16 protein-coding genes are annotated in these 18,115 nt (G+C 45.3%); 6 read left to right on the forward strand and 10 right to left on the reverse strand.

Translation table 11 applies throughout. The features are described 5' to 3' along the window. Window positions 1-57: 57 nt before the first annotated feature. Complete coding sequence (gene ppsA, locus H9J30_RS06625; RefSeq protein ID WP_240130298.1) at window positions 58-2,427, reverse strand: phosphoenolpyruvate synthase; 2,370 nt, start codon at window positions 2,425-2,427, stop codon at window positions 58-60. Between the two features lie 124 nt (window positions 2,428-2,551). Between ppsA and ppsR the strand changes: the two genes are divergently transcribed. From ppsR to H9J30_RS06645, 4 genes are all read left to right on the forward strand, one after another. Continuing rightward, a complete protein-coding gene (gene ppsR / locus H9J30_RS06630) occupies window positions 2,552-3,364 on the forward strand; it encodes a posphoenolpyruvate synthetase regulatory kinase/phosphorylase PpsR (RefSeq protein ID WP_240130299.1) in 813 nt (270 codons plus the stop codon). Between the two features lie 184 nt (window positions 3,365-3,548). Continuing rightward, complete coding sequence (locus H9J30_RS06635) at window positions 3,549-4,613, forward strand: 3-deoxy-7-phosphoheptulonate synthase (protein WP_240130300.1); 1,065 nt, start codon at window positions 3,549-3,551, stop codon at window positions 4,611-4,613. 156 nt (window positions 4,614-4,769) lie between these two features. Beyond that, window positions 4,770-5,201 carry an acyl-CoA thioesterase gene (locus H9J30_RS06640; protein WP_240130301.1) on the forward strand — a complete coding sequence of 144 codons (432 nt, stop codon included), beginning with the start codon at window positions 4,770-4,772 and terminating at the stop codon, window positions 5,199-5,201. Between the two features lie 210 nt (window positions 5,202-5,411). Further along, window positions 5,412-6,074, forward strand: a complete 663-nt coding sequence (locus tag H9J30_RS06645; protein ID WP_240130302.1) for a response regulator transcription factor — start codon at window positions 5,412-5,414, stop codon at window positions 6,072-6,074. Window positions 6,075-6,358: 284 nt separating this feature from the next. On the opposite strand, the gene cysB is transcribed toward H9J30_RS06645, so the two are convergent. After that, window positions 6,359-7,333: an HTH-type transcriptional regulator CysB gene (gene cysB / locus H9J30_RS06650; protein WP_240130303.1), complete on the reverse strand. Its 975-nt coding sequence runs from the start codon at window positions 7,331-7,333 to the stop codon at window positions 6,359-6,361. Between the two features lie 227 nt (window positions 7,334-7,560). Between cysB and zomB the strand changes: the two genes are divergently transcribed. Beyond that, a complete protein-coding gene (zomB, locus tag H9J30_RS06655) occupies window positions 7,561-8,340 on the forward strand; it encodes a flagellar motor control protein ZomB (protein WP_240130304.1) in 780 nt (259 codons plus the stop codon). Window positions 8,341-8,457: 117 nt separating this feature from the next. On the opposite strand, the gene topA is transcribed toward zomB, so the two are convergent. Then, window positions 8,458-11,094: a type I DNA topoisomerase gene (gene topA, locus H9J30_RS06660; RefSeq protein ID WP_240130305.1), complete on the reverse strand. Its 2,637-nt coding sequence runs from the start codon at window positions 11,092-11,094 to the stop codon at window positions 8,458-8,460. Window positions 11,095-11,425: 331 nt separating this feature from the next. Here topA and astB point away from each other — a divergent pair, with 331 nt between their 5' ends. Beyond that, complete coding sequence (astB, locus tag H9J30_RS06665) at window positions 11,426-12,760, forward strand: N-succinylarginine dihydrolase (protein WP_240130306.1); 1,335 nt, start codon at window positions 11,426-11,428, stop codon at window positions 12,758-12,760. Window positions 12,761-12,852: 92 nt separating this feature from the next. On the opposite strand, the gene H9J30_RS06670 is transcribed toward astB, so the two are convergent. From H9J30_RS06670 to H9J30_RS06700, 7 genes are all read right to left on the reverse strand, one after another. Next, the gene (locus tag H9J30_RS06670; RefSeq protein ID WP_240130307.1) at window positions 12,853-13,353 is read right to left on the reverse strand and encodes a GNAT family N-acetyltransferase; all 501 of its coding nucleotides are present in this window, start codon (window positions 13,351-13,353) and stop codon (window positions 12,853-12,855) included. A 36-nt stretch (window positions 13,354-13,389) separates the two neighbouring features. Further along, the gene (locus H9J30_RS06675; protein ID WP_240130308.1) at window positions 13,390-13,938 is read right to left on the reverse strand and encodes an NAD(P)H nitroreductase; all 549 of its coding nucleotides are present in this window, start codon (window positions 13,936-13,938) and stop codon (window positions 13,390-13,392) included. A gap of 130 nt (window positions 13,939-14,068) precedes the next feature. Further along, on the reverse strand, window positions 14,069-14,662 hold the full coding sequence (locus H9J30_RS06680) for an HvfX family Cu-binding RiPP maturation protein (protein ID WP_240130309.1): 594 nt from the start codon (window positions 14,660-14,662) through the stop codon (window positions 14,069-14,071). A 52-nt stretch (window positions 14,663-14,714) separates the two neighbouring features. Further along, window positions 14,715-15,587 carry a DUF6279 family lipoprotein gene (locus H9J30_RS06685; protein WP_240130310.1) on the reverse strand — a complete coding sequence of 291 codons (873 nt, stop codon included), beginning with the start codon at window positions 15,585-15,587 and terminating at the stop codon, window positions 14,715-14,717. 173 nt (window positions 15,588-15,760) lie between these two features. Next, window positions 15,761-16,900, reverse strand: coding sequence for a phosphotransferase (locus H9J30_RS06690; protein ID WP_240130311.1), 1,140 nt, complete (start codon window positions 16,898-16,900; stop codon window positions 15,761-15,763). 74 nt (window positions 16,901-16,974) lie between these two features. Then, window positions 16,975-17,640, reverse strand: coding sequence for a nicotinamide riboside transporter PnuC (gene pnuC, locus H9J30_RS06695; RefSeq protein ID WP_037427459.1), 666 nt, complete (start codon window positions 17,638-17,640; stop codon window positions 16,975-16,977). Window positions 17,641-17,762: 122 nt separating this feature from the next. Further along, window positions 17,763-18,023 carry a YkoF family thiamine/hydroxymethylpyrimidine-binding protein gene (locus tag H9J30_RS06700; protein WP_240130312.1) on the reverse strand — a complete coding sequence of 87 codons (261 nt, stop codon included), beginning with the start codon at window positions 18,021-18,023 and terminating at the stop codon, window positions 17,763-17,765. Between the last annotated feature and the right edge of the window lie 92 nt (window positions 18,024-18,115).

The following is an 18,115-nucleotide window of genomic DNA, read 5'->3' on the forward strand; positions in this document are numbered from 1 at the left end:
AAAAAAAAGCCGCTAAAAAGCGGCTTTTTTAACACCTTTATAAAATTACAACCGAGATCAAGCGTGCGCTTCGGCTAAATATAACCAAGTATCAATCACTGTATCAGGGTTTAACGATACGGTATCGATGCCTTGTTCAACTAACCAGGCGGCAAAATCGGCGTGATCTGAAGGTCCTTGACCACAGATACCGATGTAAGCGCCCTTCGCCTTAGCCGCTTTAATGGCCATAGACAGCAGGATCTTAACGGCTTCATTACGCTCATCGAACAGGTGGCTGATGATGCCTGAGTCACGGTCAAGACCGAGTGAGAGCTGAGTTAAGTCGTTTGAGCCGATAGAGAAACCATCGAAGTGCTCAAGGAATTGATCGGCTAACAGCGCGTTTGACGGTACTTCACACATCATGATGACGCGCAGACCATCTTTACCACGCTCTAAGCCCTGCTCTTTCAGCAGTTCAATCACTTGCTCGGCTTCTTTCACGGTACGAACGAATGGGATCATCACTTCAACGTTTTTCAGACCCATTTCGTTACGCACACGCTTAATCGCTTCACATTCTAACGCGAAACAATCGCGGAATGATTCAGAGATGTAACGGCTTGCACCACGGAAGCCGAGCATTGGGTTTTCTTCTTCTGGCTCGTAACGGTCACCACCGACTAAGTTTGCGTATTCGTTAGACTTGAAGTCTGACATACGTACGATCACTTTCTTCGGATAGAAAGCTGAACCAATTGAGGCGATACCTTCTACTAAGCGGGCAATATAGAACTCAACTGGAGAGTCGTAACCTGCGATCATCTCGTTGATTTCTTCCTGCAAGGCAGCGTCCTGTTGGTTGAATTCAAGCAACGCTTTCGGGTGAATACCGATCATGCGGTTGATGATGAACTCTAAACGCGCTAGACCCACACCTTCGTTTGGTAAACGAGCAAAGTCGAAGGCGCGATCTGGGTTACCCACGTTCATCATGATTTTCATCGGTAATGCAGGCAATGCGTCAACGCGGTTAGACACTACTTCGAACTCTTGCTTACCTTCGTAGATGTAACCAGTGTCACCTTCGGCGCAAGAAACAGTCACTAACTGACCATTTTTGATACGATCAGTCACGTCGCCACAACCAACTACCGCTGGTACACCTAATTCACGGGCAATAATCGCCGCGTGACAGGTACGACCGCCACGGTTAGTCACGATGGCGCTGGCGCGCTTCATGATAGGTTCCCAATCTGGGTCAGTCATGTCGGTCACTAACACATCACCTGGTTGGATTTGATCCATGTCAGCGATTGAAGTTAATACCTTAGCCACACCTGAGCCAACTTTATGACCGATTGCACGACCTTCAGAGATCACTGCGCCACGGCTCTTTAAGTGATAACGTTCAATTAATTGTACGTCTTCACGGCTACGAACCGTTTCAGGACGCGCTTGAACGATATAAAGTTTGCCATCGTTACCGTCTTTTGCCCACTCGATATCCATTGGACGACCGTAGTGTTTTTCGATAACCATAGCTTGTTTAGCCAGTTCCATCACTTCCGCATCATTGATGGAAAATTGACGACGTTTGTCAGCAGCAACGTCTTCAATTTTAACTTGTTTGCCGTGAGCAGCATCATCGGAATACACCATCTGGATGAGCTTGCTACCGATATTACGGCGAACAACGGCTTTGTGGCCTTGAGATAAAATAGGTTTGTGAACATAGAATTCGTCAGGGTTTACTGCACCTTGTACGACCATTTCACCCAGACCAAAAGATGAAGTAATAAACACCACATCGTTGTTGCCTGATTCAGTATCCATGGTGAACATCACACCTGATGCTGCTTTGTCTGAGCGAACCATGCGTTGTACGCCGGCAGACAGGGCAACACCGTGGTGCTCATAACCTTGGTGAACACGGTATGAAATTGCACGGTCGTTGAAGAGTGACGCAAACACGTGTTTAATCGCCACGAGTACTGAGTCAAATCCTTTCACGTTTAGGAAGGTTTCTTGCTGGCCAGCAAAAGACGCATCAGGCATATCTTCAGCGGTAGCAGAAGAACGCACCGCAAATGATGCATCACTCGTTTCAGCGGCAAGTTTATCGTAAGCTTCACGAATGGCCTGCTCTAATGCTGGTTGGAATGGAGTGTCAATCACCCATTGTCTGATCTGTGCACCTACTTTTGCCAGTGCATTGACATCATCTACATCCAGTGTGGCTAAAATGTCATAAATCTTCTGGTTTACTCCACTTTGTTCAAGGAACTCATTGAACGCATAAGAAGTCGTCGCAAATCCGCCAGGTACTTGAACACCGGCATTGGCCAGATTGCTGATCATCTCGCCAAGAGAAGCATTTTTACCGCCAACTAAGTTGACGTCACCCATGCCTAATTCCTGATACCAGAGTACGTATTGCTGCACAGTTCTATCTCCGCAAGTTTATTTCAGTGGCCCCTTCACACGAGGGCAGCGGCATTTTACACTCCTGCAGAAGACGCGTAAATCTATAATTTTATTTGTAATTTTATTACTACAAGAGGTCAGTATGGCACCAAAGGTATTTTACATCTCCGACGGGACAGCAATCACTGCTGAGGTTTTTGGGCATGCAGTTCTCTCGCAATTTCCATTAGAATTTGAGTCACTTACCATTCCATTTGTTGAAACATTGGCAAAAGCTGAGAATGTGAAACGCCAAATTAATGATTGTTTTATTACAACAGGCGAACGGCCGTTAGTGTTCCATTCCATCGTAAAACCTGAAATTCGCGACATTATTTATTCGAGTGAAGGTCTCGATTACGATTTTTTAAATACTTTCGTCGCTCCACTTGAACAACATTTAGGCGTAAGTGCATCGCCTGTGTTACACCGCACCCACGGAAAAGCCAATCAAGGCTATGAAGCACGTATTGATGCCATTAATTTTGCAATGGATAACGATGACGGCCAGACCATGAAACATATGGATCAGGCGGATTTAATCCTGCTGGGTGTATCTCGTTGCGGCAAAACCCCCTCTAGCCTTTATTTATCCATGCAGTTTGGAATTAAAGCAGCAAACTATCCCTTCACCGAAGATGATATGGATAACCTCAAACTGCCTGAAGCCTTAAAACGTAATAAGAAGAAGTTGTTTGGGTTAACCATCGATCCCGTACGACTGCATGAGATCCGTCAAAGCCGGATGGAAAACAGCCGCTATTCTTCATTAAAACAATGCCGTTTAGAGGTAAAAGAAGTCGAGATGATGTTCAAGCGTGAGCGTATCCCCTATATCGATACCACCAATCACTCGGTGGAAGAAATCGCCACGAAGATTTTGGATATGACAGGGTTAGAACGTCATATGTTCTGAAGAAGGACGATTTCGAACAGCGCAATCGATTGACTGTATATTTAGGTTAAATGAGTCTAACTTAAATCAAATTCATCGCACAGTTGCCGACAATTAACACAATTGGCACTGTGCAACGCTGCTCGATTCGTTATAATCCGAGGCAATCTGGCGAAAAGCGCCGCATGCAAGCTCGGTATTTTGAATGACCATTAAAACAGACGAATTACGCACTTCCTTATTAGCTAAAGTCATCTCACCTGCACAACTGGCATCTGAGTACCCGTTAACCCAAGATGCAGCCGACTACCTCGTTCAGCAACGTCGTGAAGTTGAAGCCATCATTATGGGCGAAGACCAACGCCTGTTGGTGATCATTGGCCCTTGCTCTATCCACGATACGCAAGCCGCCCTCGATTACGCCCGCCGCTTAGCAGTGCTACATCAAGAGTTAAAGGACGACCTCTGTATTTTAATGCGAGTGTATTTTGAAAAGCCGCGCACGATTGTGGGTTGGAAAGGGTTAATTTCCGATCCCGATCTGGATGGTAGTTTTGAGCCTAACAAAGGATTACGTATTGCACGTCAACTTCTACAGCAAATCACTGAGCTTAAACTGCCCATAGCTACTGAATTTTTAGATATGGTGAACGGGCAATATATTGCCGATTTAATCACCTGGGGCGCGATTGGTGCTCGCACCACCGAAAGCCAAGTGCACCGTGAAATGGCCTCTGCACTTTCCTGCCCCGTGGGCTTTAAAAACGGAACCGATGGTAATATTAATATTGCCGTTGATGCGGTACGTGCCGCAAAAGTGCCGCATATCTTCTACTCACCGGATAAAGACGGCGCCATGTCTGTCTATCGCACCCATGGTAATCCTTACGGGCACATCATTTTACGTGGCGGTAAAAAACCCAATTACTTTGAGCAAGATATTGAACAAGCAAGATTAAAACTTGAGTCTGTCAACGTTACACCGCGAGTGGTGGTTGATTTTAGCCACGGTAACAGTGAAAAAAATCATCTAAAACAACTGGTCGTTGCTGAAAATATCATGGCACAAATGCGTGCTGGTAGTACGGCCATTGCCGGCATCATGGCCGAAAGTTTCTTACAAGAAGGCAACCAAAAGGTGATTGAAGGTCAACCCCTATGTTACGGCCAAAGCATCACGGATGCCTGCTTACATTGGGACGACTCAGAAAAATTACTGCGAGATCTTGCCAGCGCCTCACGCGATAGACGCGAACTCCTTGGCAAATAAGTCCAAAATAGATTTAGATTTGTAAAGGCTTCCAAAGGAAGCCTTTTTACTATTCGTTTAGCCTTAAAACGTGATGGTATAGGCGTTTTCTATCATTCAAATTGAAAACTCACTATAATTGCGCCTCTTTAAAAATGCATAACCTCAGGTTGCCGTATGCCACATTCGCTTGACTCTACTCGCCCAACTTTTTCAGATGCCATCGAACAGCGGATAAATCAGTCCGAAGCGCGGGTGATTAAAGCCGTATTTCCTTCCATTACCAATCACCACAATACCTTATTTGGTGGTGAAGCCTTAGCGTGGATGGATGAAACGGCCTTTATTGCAGCTACTCGTTTTTGCCGTAAAACCTTAGTCACTGTCAGCTCAGATAGAATCGACTTTAAAAAACCGATCCCAGCCGGGACGTTGGCCGAACTCATCGCCCGCGTTATCCACGTCGGTAATACATCGTTAAAAGTCGAAGTGAATATTTTTGTCGAAGACATGTATCAAGATCACCGAGAACATGCCATTCGTGGTGTGTTCACCTTTGTTGCGGTTGACGAACAACGCCATCCCACACAGGTATGGACTGGTGAATAAGATTTAGCCAACCAAGATAACGCACTCCAGCCCTTTAACAGCAAGGTTTTAGGGCTACTTTGTTGGCTGATTTTAGCTAGGCAAAAGTATAACAACCAGAAACATATAAAAATTTTGTCCTTCTTCTTGCATAAAGCGATAGGAACATCGATTACTTTTCTGTTACATTGAGTTTAATCTTCACGTGCCACGAACATAATCAAAAAAGCCATGAAGCTAGAAAACTTAAATATTATTATTGCCGACGACCATCCATTGTTTCGAAATGCACTACGTCAAGCCCTTAATAGTGCCTTTGAGTACACTCAGTGGTTCGAAGCCGACAGTGCAGATGCGTTGCAATCGGTATTAGACTCACCAACAGTGAGTTACGACTTAGTGCTCTTGGATCTGCAAATGCCCGGCTCACACGGCTATTCAACGCTCATCCACCTGCGCTCCCATTACCCAGATCTGCCTGTTATCGTGATTTCTGCCCACGAGGATATCAACACTATTAGCCGTGCGATTCACTATGGCGGTAGCGGTTTTATTCCTAAATCGGCGTCGATGGAAACCTTAAAAGAAGCCCTAACCGCCGTATTATACGGGGATATTTGGCTACCCAAAGGCGCTGATATTATACCTATCGAAGATGACAGCACTGATAAGATGGCCAGTAAGCTCTCAGATTTGACGCCGCAGCAATATAAAGTGCTACAAATGTTTGCCGAGGGCTTGCTCAATAAACAAATCGCTTATGACTTGGGCGTCTCCGAAGCGACCATTAAAGCCCATGCAACAGCCATTTTTAGAAAGCTAGGTGTTCGCAATCGCACTCAAGCTGTTATCGCTTTAGGGCAGCTTGAAATGGATAAGGTGGATTTGTTGTAGTCATTAGGGCGTGTTGACGTTTCGAGATTGGATTTTGTTCGTTCTGGTAAGCACGTGCTCGCGAAACGAGGAATGATGTGTCGTTATTCTACTCAAATGACGAGCGACTCTTATGACAGAAAGTAAGAGCAAGGGCTTGCCAGAAGAACCCTTCGGGCAGCATTTGGCTGCAAAAATACCCCTGAAACGTCAACACGCCCTAGTTTCATTTCAAATCTCAACACAATAAAAATGCCGCATAGATTGCGGCATTTTTATTGATTTCAACAAGATAATGACCTTAATCAGCGCATTGGTAGGTTCTTATCAGCAAACATTTCATCAATTAATTGTTGATCACGCAATGCGACGGCCTTTTCGACCACATCCCGAGTTAAATGCGGTGCAAAATGCTGAATAAAATCATACATATAACTACGTAAAAAGCTGCCTTTTCTAAAACCAATTTTGGTTGTACTATGGGCAAACAAATGACCAGCATCGATGGCGACTAAGTCTTTATCAATGTTAGGGTCAATCGCCATAGAAGCAATCACCCCTACCCCTAAACCTAAACGTACATAGGTTTTTAGCACATCGGCACTGGTGGCACTAAACACGACTCTCGGCTCTAGGTTTGCGCGATTAAACGCTTTTTCAATTTCTGAGGCGCGATCAAACCCAAACACATAAGTCACTAATGGGAAACGAGCTAAATCTTCAATGCTAATATGAGTTCGTGTCGCTAAGGGGTGATCTTTAGGCACAACGACTGAGCGATTCCAATGATAACAAGGCAACATAATTAAATCTGAATACAAATGCATCGCTTCAGTAGCGATGGCAAAATCAGCATCACCACGGGCCGCCTGCTCACTGATCTGCGATGGCGTGCCTTGGTGCATGTGTAGGTTAACTTTTGGATAACGGTCGATAAATTGGCGAATAATGTTAGGTAAAGCATAGCGAGCTTGGGTATCCGTTGTCGCAATATTCAATTCACCTTGATCAGGTTTTGTATATTCCTCGGACACTTTTTTAATGCTTTCAACTTTACCTAAGATGTCGTTGGCGATATTAATCACCTGTTGTCCTGCAGGCGTCACATGGGTTAGGTGTTTACCGCTGCGACCAAAAATTTGAATGCCTAATTCATCTTCCAACATGCGAACTTGCTTACTGATCCCAGGTTGCGATGTGTATAAATTTTCCGCTGTGGCCGATACGTTAAGGTTATGCTTTACGACCTCAGCAATATACCTGAGCTGTTGCAGTTTCATCTTCTTTCCTTGTCTCAAACAGGCTGAAATAGATTGGTGAAAATAGCACCACTCAGTATCAGCTATAAGCAATCGTTATAGTATATAGTGAAAATTAAAGCAAATAGGAATATAGCGCACAAGTCTTAAGTTTCATACGACAGAAATGATAACCTAGGCTAAGATAACTATGCTAGTTTATTGATTTATTGTAGCATTAGCTCAATTGGATAAATAATGGAACAGCTATGACTTTCACCTTGGTTCTGATCCTCATCGGTGCACTATTACTGCTTGTTATCGGAATTAACGTAATACAACAACAAAAAGAACGTGCAGAGGCAGAGCGTCGGGTCGAATTTGCCCGTCAACGTGCAATTCTTGATGAAACTGAAACTGTTTTATCTAATACGGGGATGATACCGTGTAGCACACATATCATGTTAGTGCTCTACCGTCGCGTACTCGATGCTTTAGAAATGGCAACGACATTGAGTACGAGTCAACAACAAGCGGATTTTCAACGCCGGCTTGCCGATATCAAAAATCAAATTGATACATTGCAAGCTAACCCACCCCAAGTGCCTCCTATTGAGAATTTTAGGTTGCCTGATAATGACAAACAAATTTTAGTGTTGGTTCAAACGTTAAAAAAATTAAAAGCCATTTTGCGCGCTGAGCATAATAAGGGTAGAGTCGACCCGGCCATATTTGGTCAAGAAGAGAACCGTATCGATAGTTTACAACTTAGAATTAACGTTGACTCTATGTTGTCACGCGCCCGTGCTGCAAGCTTTATGAAGCAATATGGCTCCTCAAAACAAATGGTAACTAAGGCATTAGCTACTTTGCATGCAATTAAAGCACAGACGCCTAATGACCCTTTCATTGCCCGTAAAGTTGATGAAGCCAAAATGCTGTTAGATGAAATTATGGGTGCGCAAAAACTCACTGCACCCAGTGCGCCCAAACCCAAGAATGAAGAAGATGATATCGATATGCTGTTTCAACCGAAAAAGAAATGGTGATCAATCTTTAATAAACACAAAAGCCAAGTCTGTGACTTGGCTTTTTTTATTGTTCGTCAATCTGATCGAAACGGCTTAGGGCATATTTCATCTTGCAAACATGCCTTTAGAGCAAGCTTATTTCTTCGCTTTTTTAGCTGACGATTCGCTTACCCACTTACCATTGACATAATGGGCCGACCAACCCGTGGCTTTACCGTCAACCTCGGTCGCCACATATTGCTCTTTGGTCTTACGGCTAAACTTCACCGCCGCCTTATTACCATCATCATCGGCGATAGGCGCATCGGCAAGATACTGATACTTAGGCCATAAGAGTTCACGATATTTCACTAACTCTTCAACCAATGGCGCACGGGTTTCCCTTGATTTAGGGAACGTACTCGCCGCTAAGAAAATCCCTGCGGCACCATCACGCAGCACAAAATGCGCATCCGATTTACTGCATTTCAGCTCTGGCAGATAAATAGGATCTTCTTTTGGTGGCGCAGCTTCACCGTTTTTCAGTAATTTACGGGTATTCTTACATTCTTCGTTTGTACAACCGAAATACTTGCCGAAACGACCGTTTTTGAGTTCCATATCATGGCCACAACGGTCACATTCGATTAACGGTCCTTCATAACCTTTAATCTTAAATTGTCCTTCCTCGACCTCATAACCTTCACAAACTGGATTATTACCACAAACATGCAGTTTGCGTTTCTCGTCAAGAAGGTAACTGTCCATCGCAGTGCCACATATGCCACAGCGGTGCTTCGCACGTAACGCATCGGTTTCAGCATCTTCGCTGTCGCTTATCGCTTCAATGCCTGGCGTTAAGTTCATGGTGGTTTTGCAGCGCTCTTTTGGCGGTAGCTCATAGCCAGAACAACCAAGGAATACCCCTGTCGTGCCAGTACGGATCCCCATTGGACGCCCACAAGACGGACATTTAATATTGGTCATCACCATTTGATTAAGGCGCATACCGCCTTCTTCTGGTGCAAGTTCCGCTTTCTCTAACTGTTTAGTGAAATCCGCATAGAAACCATCAAGGACGTTTTTCCAATCAAGCTCACCTTTGGCGACATCGTCAAGGGTCTGCTCCATACTGGCGGTGAAGTCATAACTCATCAACTCGGCAAAACTATTGACTAAGCGTTCACTGACAATTTCACCCATTTTTTCGGCATAAAAGCGGCGATTTTCCACTTTCACGTAGCCACGTTCTTGGATCGTCGAAATAATGGTGGCGTAAGTTGATGGACGACCAATACCGCGTTTTTCTAATTCTTTAACCAATGACGCTTCACTGTATCGCGCTGGCGGCTTGGTAAAATGCTGTTTCGGCTCGAGTTCAACGAGGGATAATACGTCGCCTTCATTCACCGCGGGTAGCGTATTATCTTCTTCGTTTTTCTTTTTGATTGCGGTCTGAACGCGCGTCCAACCGTCAAAACGCAAAATTCGACCCGTTGCTTTAAGCTCGTAGTCAGCTGCTTTTACGGTCAATTTAGTGGCATCGTATAGGGCGGGAGTCATCTGGCATGAGACAAATTGACGCCAAATCAGTTCGTATAGGCGCTGGGCATCGCGTTCCATATCGGTTAATGCCGCGGCTTCTACTTTTACGTTCGATGGGCGGATCGCTTCGTGCGCCTCTTGAGCGCCTTCCTTAGAGCCGTAGCGGATTGGCTCGGCAGGTAAATACTTGGCGCCGTATTCTTTGCCGATCATCTCACGTACGCTGTCTAAGGCTTCTTGGCTTAGGTTAGTCGAATCAGTACGCATATACGTGATGTGACCTGCTTCGTATAAACGCTGAGCCATCATCATGGTTTTCTTCACCCCAAAGCCTAAACGGGTACTGGCCGCTTGCTGCAAAGTTGAGGTAATAAAAGGAGCCGAAGGTTTACTTTGAGTCGCTTTATCTTCACGGGCAATCACTTTAAAGCTTGCCGAAGATAAAGCTTGCACCGCGGCTAACGCCTGCTGCTCATTTGTGGGCTCAAAGGCTGAGTCTAAATACTTAACCACCTCCATGCGCAGCGCTTCGCTGCTAGGGGTATTAAGCTGGGCATGCACATCCCAAAACTCTTCTGGCACAAAGGCTTTGATTTCACTTTCGCGTTCAACCACTAAGCGCACCGCAACTGATTGCACTCGGCCAGCTGATAAACCGCGGGCGACCTTTTTCCACAACAAAGGCGACACCATAAAGCCCACCACACGGTCTAAAAAGCGCCGTGCTTGCTGAGCATTGACCATATTGGTGTCGAGGGACGCAGGCTTGCTAAAGGCTTCTTGAATCGCTGATTTGGTGATCTCGTTAAACACCACGCGCTGATACCGTGAAGGATCGCCGCCAATCACCTCTTGTAAATGCCAGGCGATTGCTTCCCCTTCACGGTCTAAGTCCGTTGCGAGATAAATTTGGTCAGCAGAATCGGCTAAAGCTTGTAGCTCTTTAACGACTTTCTCTTTACCCGGTAGGATTTGATATTTAGCCGCCCAGCCCTTTTCAGGGTTAACGCCCATACGCGATACCAGCGCTTGATGGTCTTTCACCTTTTTGTATCGCGCTTTTTCTTCTGGCGACATCTTCTTCACTTCGGCAGCGGATTTCACTTTTTCAGTGCCGTCAGATATGGAAGATGTAGGTAGATCACGGATATGACCCACGCTCGATTTAACGATGAATTCTTTGCCAAGATATTTATTAATGGTCTTAGCTTTGGCCGGTGATTCGACAATAACTAGCGATTTACCCATAGTTTGATTTGCGCCAAAAAATCTCAAGAAGGTGGAAATTGGCTCCATATATAGAGGGTTGCACTGAGAGTTTCAAGCTAATCCCTCTTTTATATGTACCAGCGAGTCACTTTTTAATCAAAGTTGAAAAAATGTAAAAAAATAATATTGCGTAATTAAAAACTAATATTTCATTATTTGCCAGCAAGCAAGAAATAGTTATGCATTTATCGCGAAAAAGTCGCTTTGAGCACAAAAGCGTGCGCTTGTGCCCACAAAAACCTTCAGTATACTGGGTTCCCTCAGGGACCATGTGAACAAATAATAACCTTCCCTATCACAAGGATAAGCAATGAAGCACTTTGAAGCGAATTTCGACGGACTCGTTGGGCCAACCCACAATTATGCCGGTTTGTCTTTTGGCAATGTGGCCTCTCTCAACAACGCCGCTTTAGTTTCCAACCCTAAAGCCGCCGCCAAACAAGGTTTGCAAAAAGCCAAAGCACTCGCTGATTTAGGGATGATCCAAGGCATATTAGCGCCGCAAGAACGCCCCGATCTTAACACACTGCGCCGAATTGGTTTTTCAGGGAGCGATGCCGAGGTCTTACGACAAGCCGCCAAAACCGCACCTGCACTACTCAATGCCTGTTGCAGTGCTTCTAGCATGTGGACGGCCAATGCGGCAACCGTATCGCCCAGTGCTGACACCCGTGACGGTAAACTGCATTTTACGCCCGCCAATCTGGTCGATAAATTGCATCGCAGCATCGAGCCCATCACAACGGGGCGCATCTTAACAGCAACTTTCAATGATCCCCACTATTTTCATCACCATAATCATTTACCTGAGCATAATAGCTTCGGAGATGAGGGCGCTGCCAACCATACACGTCTATGCCAAGAATACGGCCATGCTGGAGTAGAGCTCTTCGTTTATGGGCAAGAGGCAACAAATCCTCATGCACCTAAGCCACTGAAATTTCCAGCAAGACAAACCCTCGAAGCCTCAATGGCAATTGCCAGATTACATCAGCTAGAAGCGGAAAACTGCGTCTTTATTCAGCAAAATCCTGATGTGATTGATCAAGGCGTATTCCATAATGATGTCATTGCCGTAGGTAACCAAAACGTGCTGTTTTACCACGAGCAAGCGTTTTTAAATACGCAGGCAAAATTAGATGAAATAAAACGCAAACTGGATACCGAGTTGTATTTTATTGAAGTCCCAACGGCAAAAGTCTCGATAAACGATGCGGTAAAGAGTTACCTGTTTAATACCCAAATCATCACCCTTCCCTCAGGGGAAATGGCGATTATTGCGCCGACAGACTGCCAAGAAAATCCAGCAGTTTACGCCTATTTAAATGAACTACTCAGCTTAAGTACCCCCATCAAACAAGTGCTGTATTTCGATGTTAAACAAAGCATGCAAAATGGCGGAGGACCTGCTTGCTTACGTTTACGAGTCGCAATGAATGAACGCGAAGTTGCTGCAGTAAACCAACACACGCTGCTCACCGATGCCTTATTTACTCGCTTGAATACTTGGGTTGAAAAGCACTACCGCGACCGATTGTCGACTGAAGATTTAGCAGATCCACAATTAGTTATCGAATCGCGCACTGCATTAGATGAACTGACCCAAATCATGAAGTTAGGCAGCGTTTATCCCTTCCAACGATAAACTGAAATCGCTCATGAATTAACAGACAAACAGGTTTTGTGCAGTAACAATAAGCCCCAAATTTGGGGCTTATTTATTTGATAAATAGGCGTTTATTGGCCAAATAATTCAACTGAAGCATCATTAGGCGTGAGCTGCAACTGGGTCTCAAACTTCATTCCTAATTTACTCAGTAAAGCTTTCGAGGCTTGGTTATGCGGGCTCACAATGGCCACAATGCGCTCAATGCCAAGGGTTTTACCAAGCTCAAGGGATGCTGCAGCAGCCTCAAAGGCGTAACCCTTACCCCAATACTGGGGCAAAAAGGCATAGCCTAAATCCACATCCGCCAGTGTTGGCCTCTTAATTAACCCGCAGATCCCAATCGGAAAACCATTTTCGGCCAGTACTACGGCAAATAACCCAAAACCATGCTCGCGATAGCTGATGGCTGGACCATTGGCGATATAATCCTTGGCATCCTGCAGCGTGCGCACCCCCTTATCGCCAATATTATCGATAAAACCTTGGGTATTAAGTAACACCAAAATAAATGAAGCATCCTCAGGGGTTAACTGCCGAAGGATTAATCTTAGGGTTTGGGCAACTTGCATACTAAGCGCTCCCATTAAAAGGATGATATACGGTCGTTATAAATAACGCGCGTACTGGCTGCCGTCTTTTTGAGGTTTAATTGGGGCAGCAACTGCAGGGGTGCCTACATATAAAAAGCCCACAATTTGATCCTCAGGAGCTAAGCCTAATGCCGCATTCACATTGGCATCAAAGGCAAAATCCCCCGTGCGCCATACCGCGCCTAATCCTAAAGCAAATGCGGCCTGCTGCATGGCCATAGTGGCACAACCCGCAGCAATTTGCTGCTCGAGCACTGGCACTTTAGGATGTTGCTGCGTTTTAGCCACAACCGTAATCACCATAGGAGCTCGCATCGGCATCCCTTTGGCTTTGTTGATAAAATCTTCATCAGCACCACTGGCTTTGGCGGCATTAACATAAATATCCGCTAAGCTTTCTAACCCTTGGCCAGTCGCAATAATGAACTCCCAGGGTGCTAACGCGCCATGATCCGGTACCCGTATCGCCGCATCTAAGATGATTTTTAGTTCGCGCTCGTTAGGCGCAGGAGAAGTTAATCTTGGGGTGGATTGGCGAGTGAGTAAAAGTTCGATAGCGTCCAAGTGATTATCCCTGTTCTTATCAATGAGTGCGTTTAAATTGACTAAAGCATAACAAATTGTACGTAAAGGGAAATAACAAATCCCACGTTAAGGTGGGATTGAATACTGAAGTCAGTACCGCAGTTTAAGTCTACTTTACACCGTAACGTTGAGCGATAATATAATCAAGGCTAGTGTAACGCCCTCCCCCTAGACTCAATAACGCCAAGAGCATAATAAAATAAGTCACTGCAAACTCAATTCCGTTATTCAATACAACCAAGTTACCTGAACTGGTTAGCCAATCGTAATTGCCATACTCCTGCAGCAGAGATTTGGCTTGAGCGAGTTTTTCACCCGCTTCCAGTACGCGATCATTAGCAAGCCATGAACTGCCATCGGCAATCGCCAGCCAACCATTCGGCCAATGCACGGTAATAGCGGCCACCAGCATAGTGATCATCAGCGGGATAGAAATCAGTCGCGTGGCTAATCCGAGTAATAACAAAATCGCCCCAAAAAACTCAGTGCCCGCCGCCAGCGCCGCCATTAATGTGGGCATTGGCATTCCTAGCCCCCAATCGGGGTTAGCAAACCAAGCAACCGTGTCGTCAAAGTGGGCAAGTTTGTTATACCCCGCCTGCATCAGTACGGGCGCAAGATAAAGTCTAAGGGCTAAGGGCGCTAGTCCATCAAACAGACGGCTAACATTGAGTGATTTTTGGTAAAAAGTAACGAAAGACATGGGGAAATCTCTTCAACAAAATGACGTTGCCCAATAGACCTTATAACCTGGATTAATCTTTCACAGCCATAGCCGCCTTTTCGACGCCCTCTTGATTTAACTCCCTTAGATCTTGGATAAGCTTATTCAGCTTTTTATAAAAATGTTTGGACTGTTTAGGTGACAAACTGGCATTGATGGTCAGCAATAATGCGCCAAATCCTTCAGTATTTTGTCTTAAAAAAGCACGATGTTTTTCAGATTTAAGCTCATCTGGCTGGATCATCAGTAAGGTTAAACGCTCGGTCAACAACGGAGTATCGGCACGCTGGCCAAGGGCAATCTCAAACTGGCGGAGCCATTCATGGCGATAGTCGAGCCACATATCCAAGGTAGATAGCCGCTGTTGATTATATTGATGGATAAGCTGTTTTTGCTCATCACTGACACTACCAAGCCATTCATCGAATTGCTCTATCAGATTATCATCAGCATCCTGCTGAAGCTGCTCAGGGGTTTTACCTGCAAACTCCTTAATTAACGCCTGCTCGTCTTTGCGTAACTGAGCCAGAATTTGCTTTACCTGAACATCCGTTAATGAGGCAATGATGGGCAACATTTCGGGCAGGGCGAACTCAAATAATCTAAACCAATGCCGTTTGGCGATAGTCACATGCTCAACCCACAGCTCTGGAGTTAAGGTATTGGTTTGAATAAGATGTTCAACTTCCGTTAACTGTGCAACATAGTGAGTAAGCTCTTCAGATTGATGCCAAAGCACAAACTTTTCGATAAGCCTATCCATACTCTTTTGCTGGGTTTTATCTAAAGTGACATAGTCATCTAATTCCCAGCCGATGGCCCAGTCCAGAAAATGATAACTGAACTTAGTCGAACAGGCGGATAATCCTAACAGCAATACCAACAGCAACATGGTTTTTTTCATCAATTCGCATCCTTTCACTCTTTGTCATCCTACGACACCCAAGTTAACAAAAAGTTGCGCCAGCAACATAGTTCTGAACACCATTCAAGTTCTGATGTTTGTCGCTAAAGTATCTTCCTAAGGTTTGTTGGTTTAAGCATCTTTGGTTAAGTTTAGTGGTTTAAAGACTGTGTTTAAGCGTCTTGGCTTACCAGCGCCCAAAAGCTATCAAACCAAACAAGATACTCCTGCTGACAGTCAGCATCGGTTTGCGCCGCCATCAGTAGCGCCCAGTAAAGTGCAAACACCCAATACATGTCAATCGCGGCAGGAACTGCCGTTATCGCCGAGGATGTGAGGCCAGGATGATCGACAAGATATTGCCGCACTAAAATATGCCGCTGTGCTGGCGTTAACCTATGGGTCGCCAGCACAACTGCCAGCTCACATAAAGGATGTGAGGCTGTGGCGTATTCAAAGTCGATACAATACAACTGGTTATCATTTAGCAGCAGATTATGTGGATTTAAGTCTCGATGGCAAAATTGCGCCGCCACCAAACAATCCGCTAACGCTTTTGTCCAGCGGTGAATTTGCGGTTGTAAGCCCTGTAATGAATCCAGCCGCGTCAGCCAAGCGTTGCCTTTATCGGTTGCAGCAAAGGCTAATAACTGTTGATGATATTGCTGCCACTGCTCGGTCACACTGATGTGATAAGGCCCAACCGATTGTAAACGTAACCGTTGTAATAATTGCAGTAATAAGGAATGCACGCGATTTGGGCACTGAGATTCAAGTAAGGCGAGCGGCGTTAACTGTGCGGCAAAAGACTGAGGCGTGGAAGATTGGTGTAATGCACACTCAAGCTCCAGTACATGCGCTTGCAACCACCTTTGCACCCACAGTTCTCCATCGGTGAATTCGGCCGCACTGCATTGATATTCCAAGTCATTCCAGTTAACTGCATGATAAAAATCAGCTCCATCACCTAACACACCCGGCATCAGTGAAACGTTAACTCGACTGGCGATGTCCTGTGATTCAATAAACACACTTAGATAGTAACGATGATCGCAACTTGTCCATATCAGCTCAGGCGCAAGCTTTGCCTTAGCGAGATTACGCCAATAAAACAACTCCTGCTCTCGAGAACAAAATCGGTCAGCAGCTTCGGCATTAAGGCGTAACACGTATTGCGCTGTAGGAGTTTCGATAAGATAGTTATGATTGCTTAATCCACCCGCCAACTCGTGGATTTGCGTGATATGGCTAAGCCCTGCTTGGCGTAATATCGGAACCAGCCTTGCAAACACCTCAGCAGATAACGGCTGCATTAACGGCTTACCACTGATGTTGCAGTTAAGATCTTAGGTGTTGGCAGTTGGCCCATATCGGTATTTGTCATCACTTAACCAAGTAACTTAGCGGCACGTTCGCCATTAAGATTGAGACGACTCTCGGCCAGTGCGGTGCGCCATAGGAAATAGCCCACAACGGCTAACCCCACATAAAGCACAAATAATAATGATGTCAGCATGAGGCCTTTACTCAAGTAAAGATAAATCGACACCAGATCGATAACCACCCAATATAGCCAGTTCTCCAACACCTTTTTAGCGACTAAATAGGTGGTCATCACCGCAAAGCAGGTGGTCGCAGCATCGAGATAGGGAAAAGAAGCTTGAGTAAAGGTCGCCATACCATGACCAATACCAAGGGAAACTAGCGCCGTAGCTGCAATCAACTTTAAATGGGTTTTCAGCGGCCAAGTGGTCACCTTAACGCCTTGATGTTTATCGCCACCTTGAGTCCAAAGCCAATAGCCATAAAGTGCCATGCCCATATAATAGATATTCAGCATCGACTCCATCAGCAATGCCACTTTCCAAAACAACACAGTGTAAATAGCCGTACTGGTAAATGCCGCTGCCCAGCACCATACGCTTGCCTTCATGGCCAATAGCAAATAGGCCATAGCCAATACAACGGCTAAGGCTTCCCATGCGGTCATCACATGGACTTCCCCTAGGGCCGCATTAACACTATTGACTAGCGTTAACCATAAATCTGTCATTGCCTTACTCCCATTCTATATCGCTTGCTTGAACCACTTCGCTTTAGCGAAAAAAAACATGCTTTAGCTAAAAACATCGCGCTTTACTAAAAACATCATTGGGCTCAAGTTGACTCAGGGCGTTACTCGCTGTGGGCTAAATTTAGCTCACCACCAATAAACTTACATACAAACACGGCTTTGCCCCACTTCTCATGGGCGGCTTGCATTTCGGTGGCCAGCATCGACATCACATCCGAATAGTCGCCGCACACTTGGGTTGCCATTGCATTAGTCACGCGCTCAATCGTTGGATAACTGTCCAAACGATGAATAAACCATTTAATTGGATCGAGGTAGTTTTCATTAAAAGGATACATGCTAATTTCGGCGGACAGTTTCATCTTCAATCCTTATTTCAAATACTTATCATAAAAATAACCGCACCGTGAAACGGTATAGCATGAAGCCTCAAGTCTCTCTCCACAGCGCGGCT

Source organism: Shewanella cutis, assembly GCF_022410515.1.
GTDB classification, from domain to species: Bacteria; Pseudomonadota; Gammaproteobacteria; order Enterobacterales; family Shewanellaceae; genus Shewanella; species Shewanella cutis.

Coding starts and splice junctions, on each gene's coding strand:
- H9J30_RS06645 (WP_240130302.1), top strand. CDS start 5,412: ATGAAGCTAGAAAACTTAAATATTATTATTGCCGACGACCATCCATTG.
- H9J30_RS06685 (WP_240130310.1), bottom strand. CDS start 15,587: ATGAAAAAAACCATGTTGCTGTTGGTATTGCTGTTAGGATTATCCGCC.
- cysB (WP_240130303.1), bottom strand. CDS start 7,333: ATGAAACTGCAACAGCTCAGGTATATTGCTGAGGTCGTAAAGCATAAC.
- pnuC (WP_037427459.1), bottom strand. CDS start 17,640: ATGACAGATTTATGGTTAACGCTAGTCAATAGTGTTAATGCGGCCCTA.
- astB (WP_240130306.1), top strand. CDS start 11,426: ATGAAGCACTTTGAAGCGAATTTCGACGGACTCGTTGGGCCAACCCAC.
- H9J30_RS06635 (WP_240130300.1), top strand. CDS start 3,549: ATGACCATTAAAACAGACGAATTACGCACTTCCTTATTAGCTAAAGTC.
- H9J30_RS06640 (WP_240130301.1), top strand. CDS start 4,770: ATGCCACATTCGCTTGACTCTACTCGCCCAACTTTTTCAGATGCCATC.
- H9J30_RS06700 (WP_240130312.1), bottom strand. CDS start 18,023: ATGAAACTGTCCGCCGAAATTAGCATGTATCCTTTTAATGAAAACTAC.
- H9J30_RS06690 (WP_240130311.1), bottom strand. CDS start 16,900: ATGCAGCCGTTATCTGCTGAGGTGTTTGCAAGGCTGGTTCCGATATTA.
- H9J30_RS06680 (WP_240130309.1), bottom strand. CDS start 14,662: ATGTCTTTCGTTACTTTTTACCAAAAATCACTCAATGTTAGCCGTCTG.
- ppsR (WP_240130299.1), top strand. CDS start 2,552: ATGGCACCAAAGGTATTTTACATCTCCGACGGGACAGCAATCACTGCT.
- topA (WP_240130305.1), bottom strand. CDS start 11,094: ATGGGTAAATCGCTAGTTATTGTCGAATCACCGGCCAAAGCTAAGACC.
- H9J30_RS06670 (WP_240130307.1), bottom strand. CDS start 13,353: ATGCAAGTTGCCCAAACCCTAAGATTAATCCTTCGGCAGTTAACCCCT.
- zomB (WP_240130304.1), top strand. CDS start 7,561: ATGACTTTCACCTTGGTTCTGATCCTCATCGGTGCACTATTACTGCTT.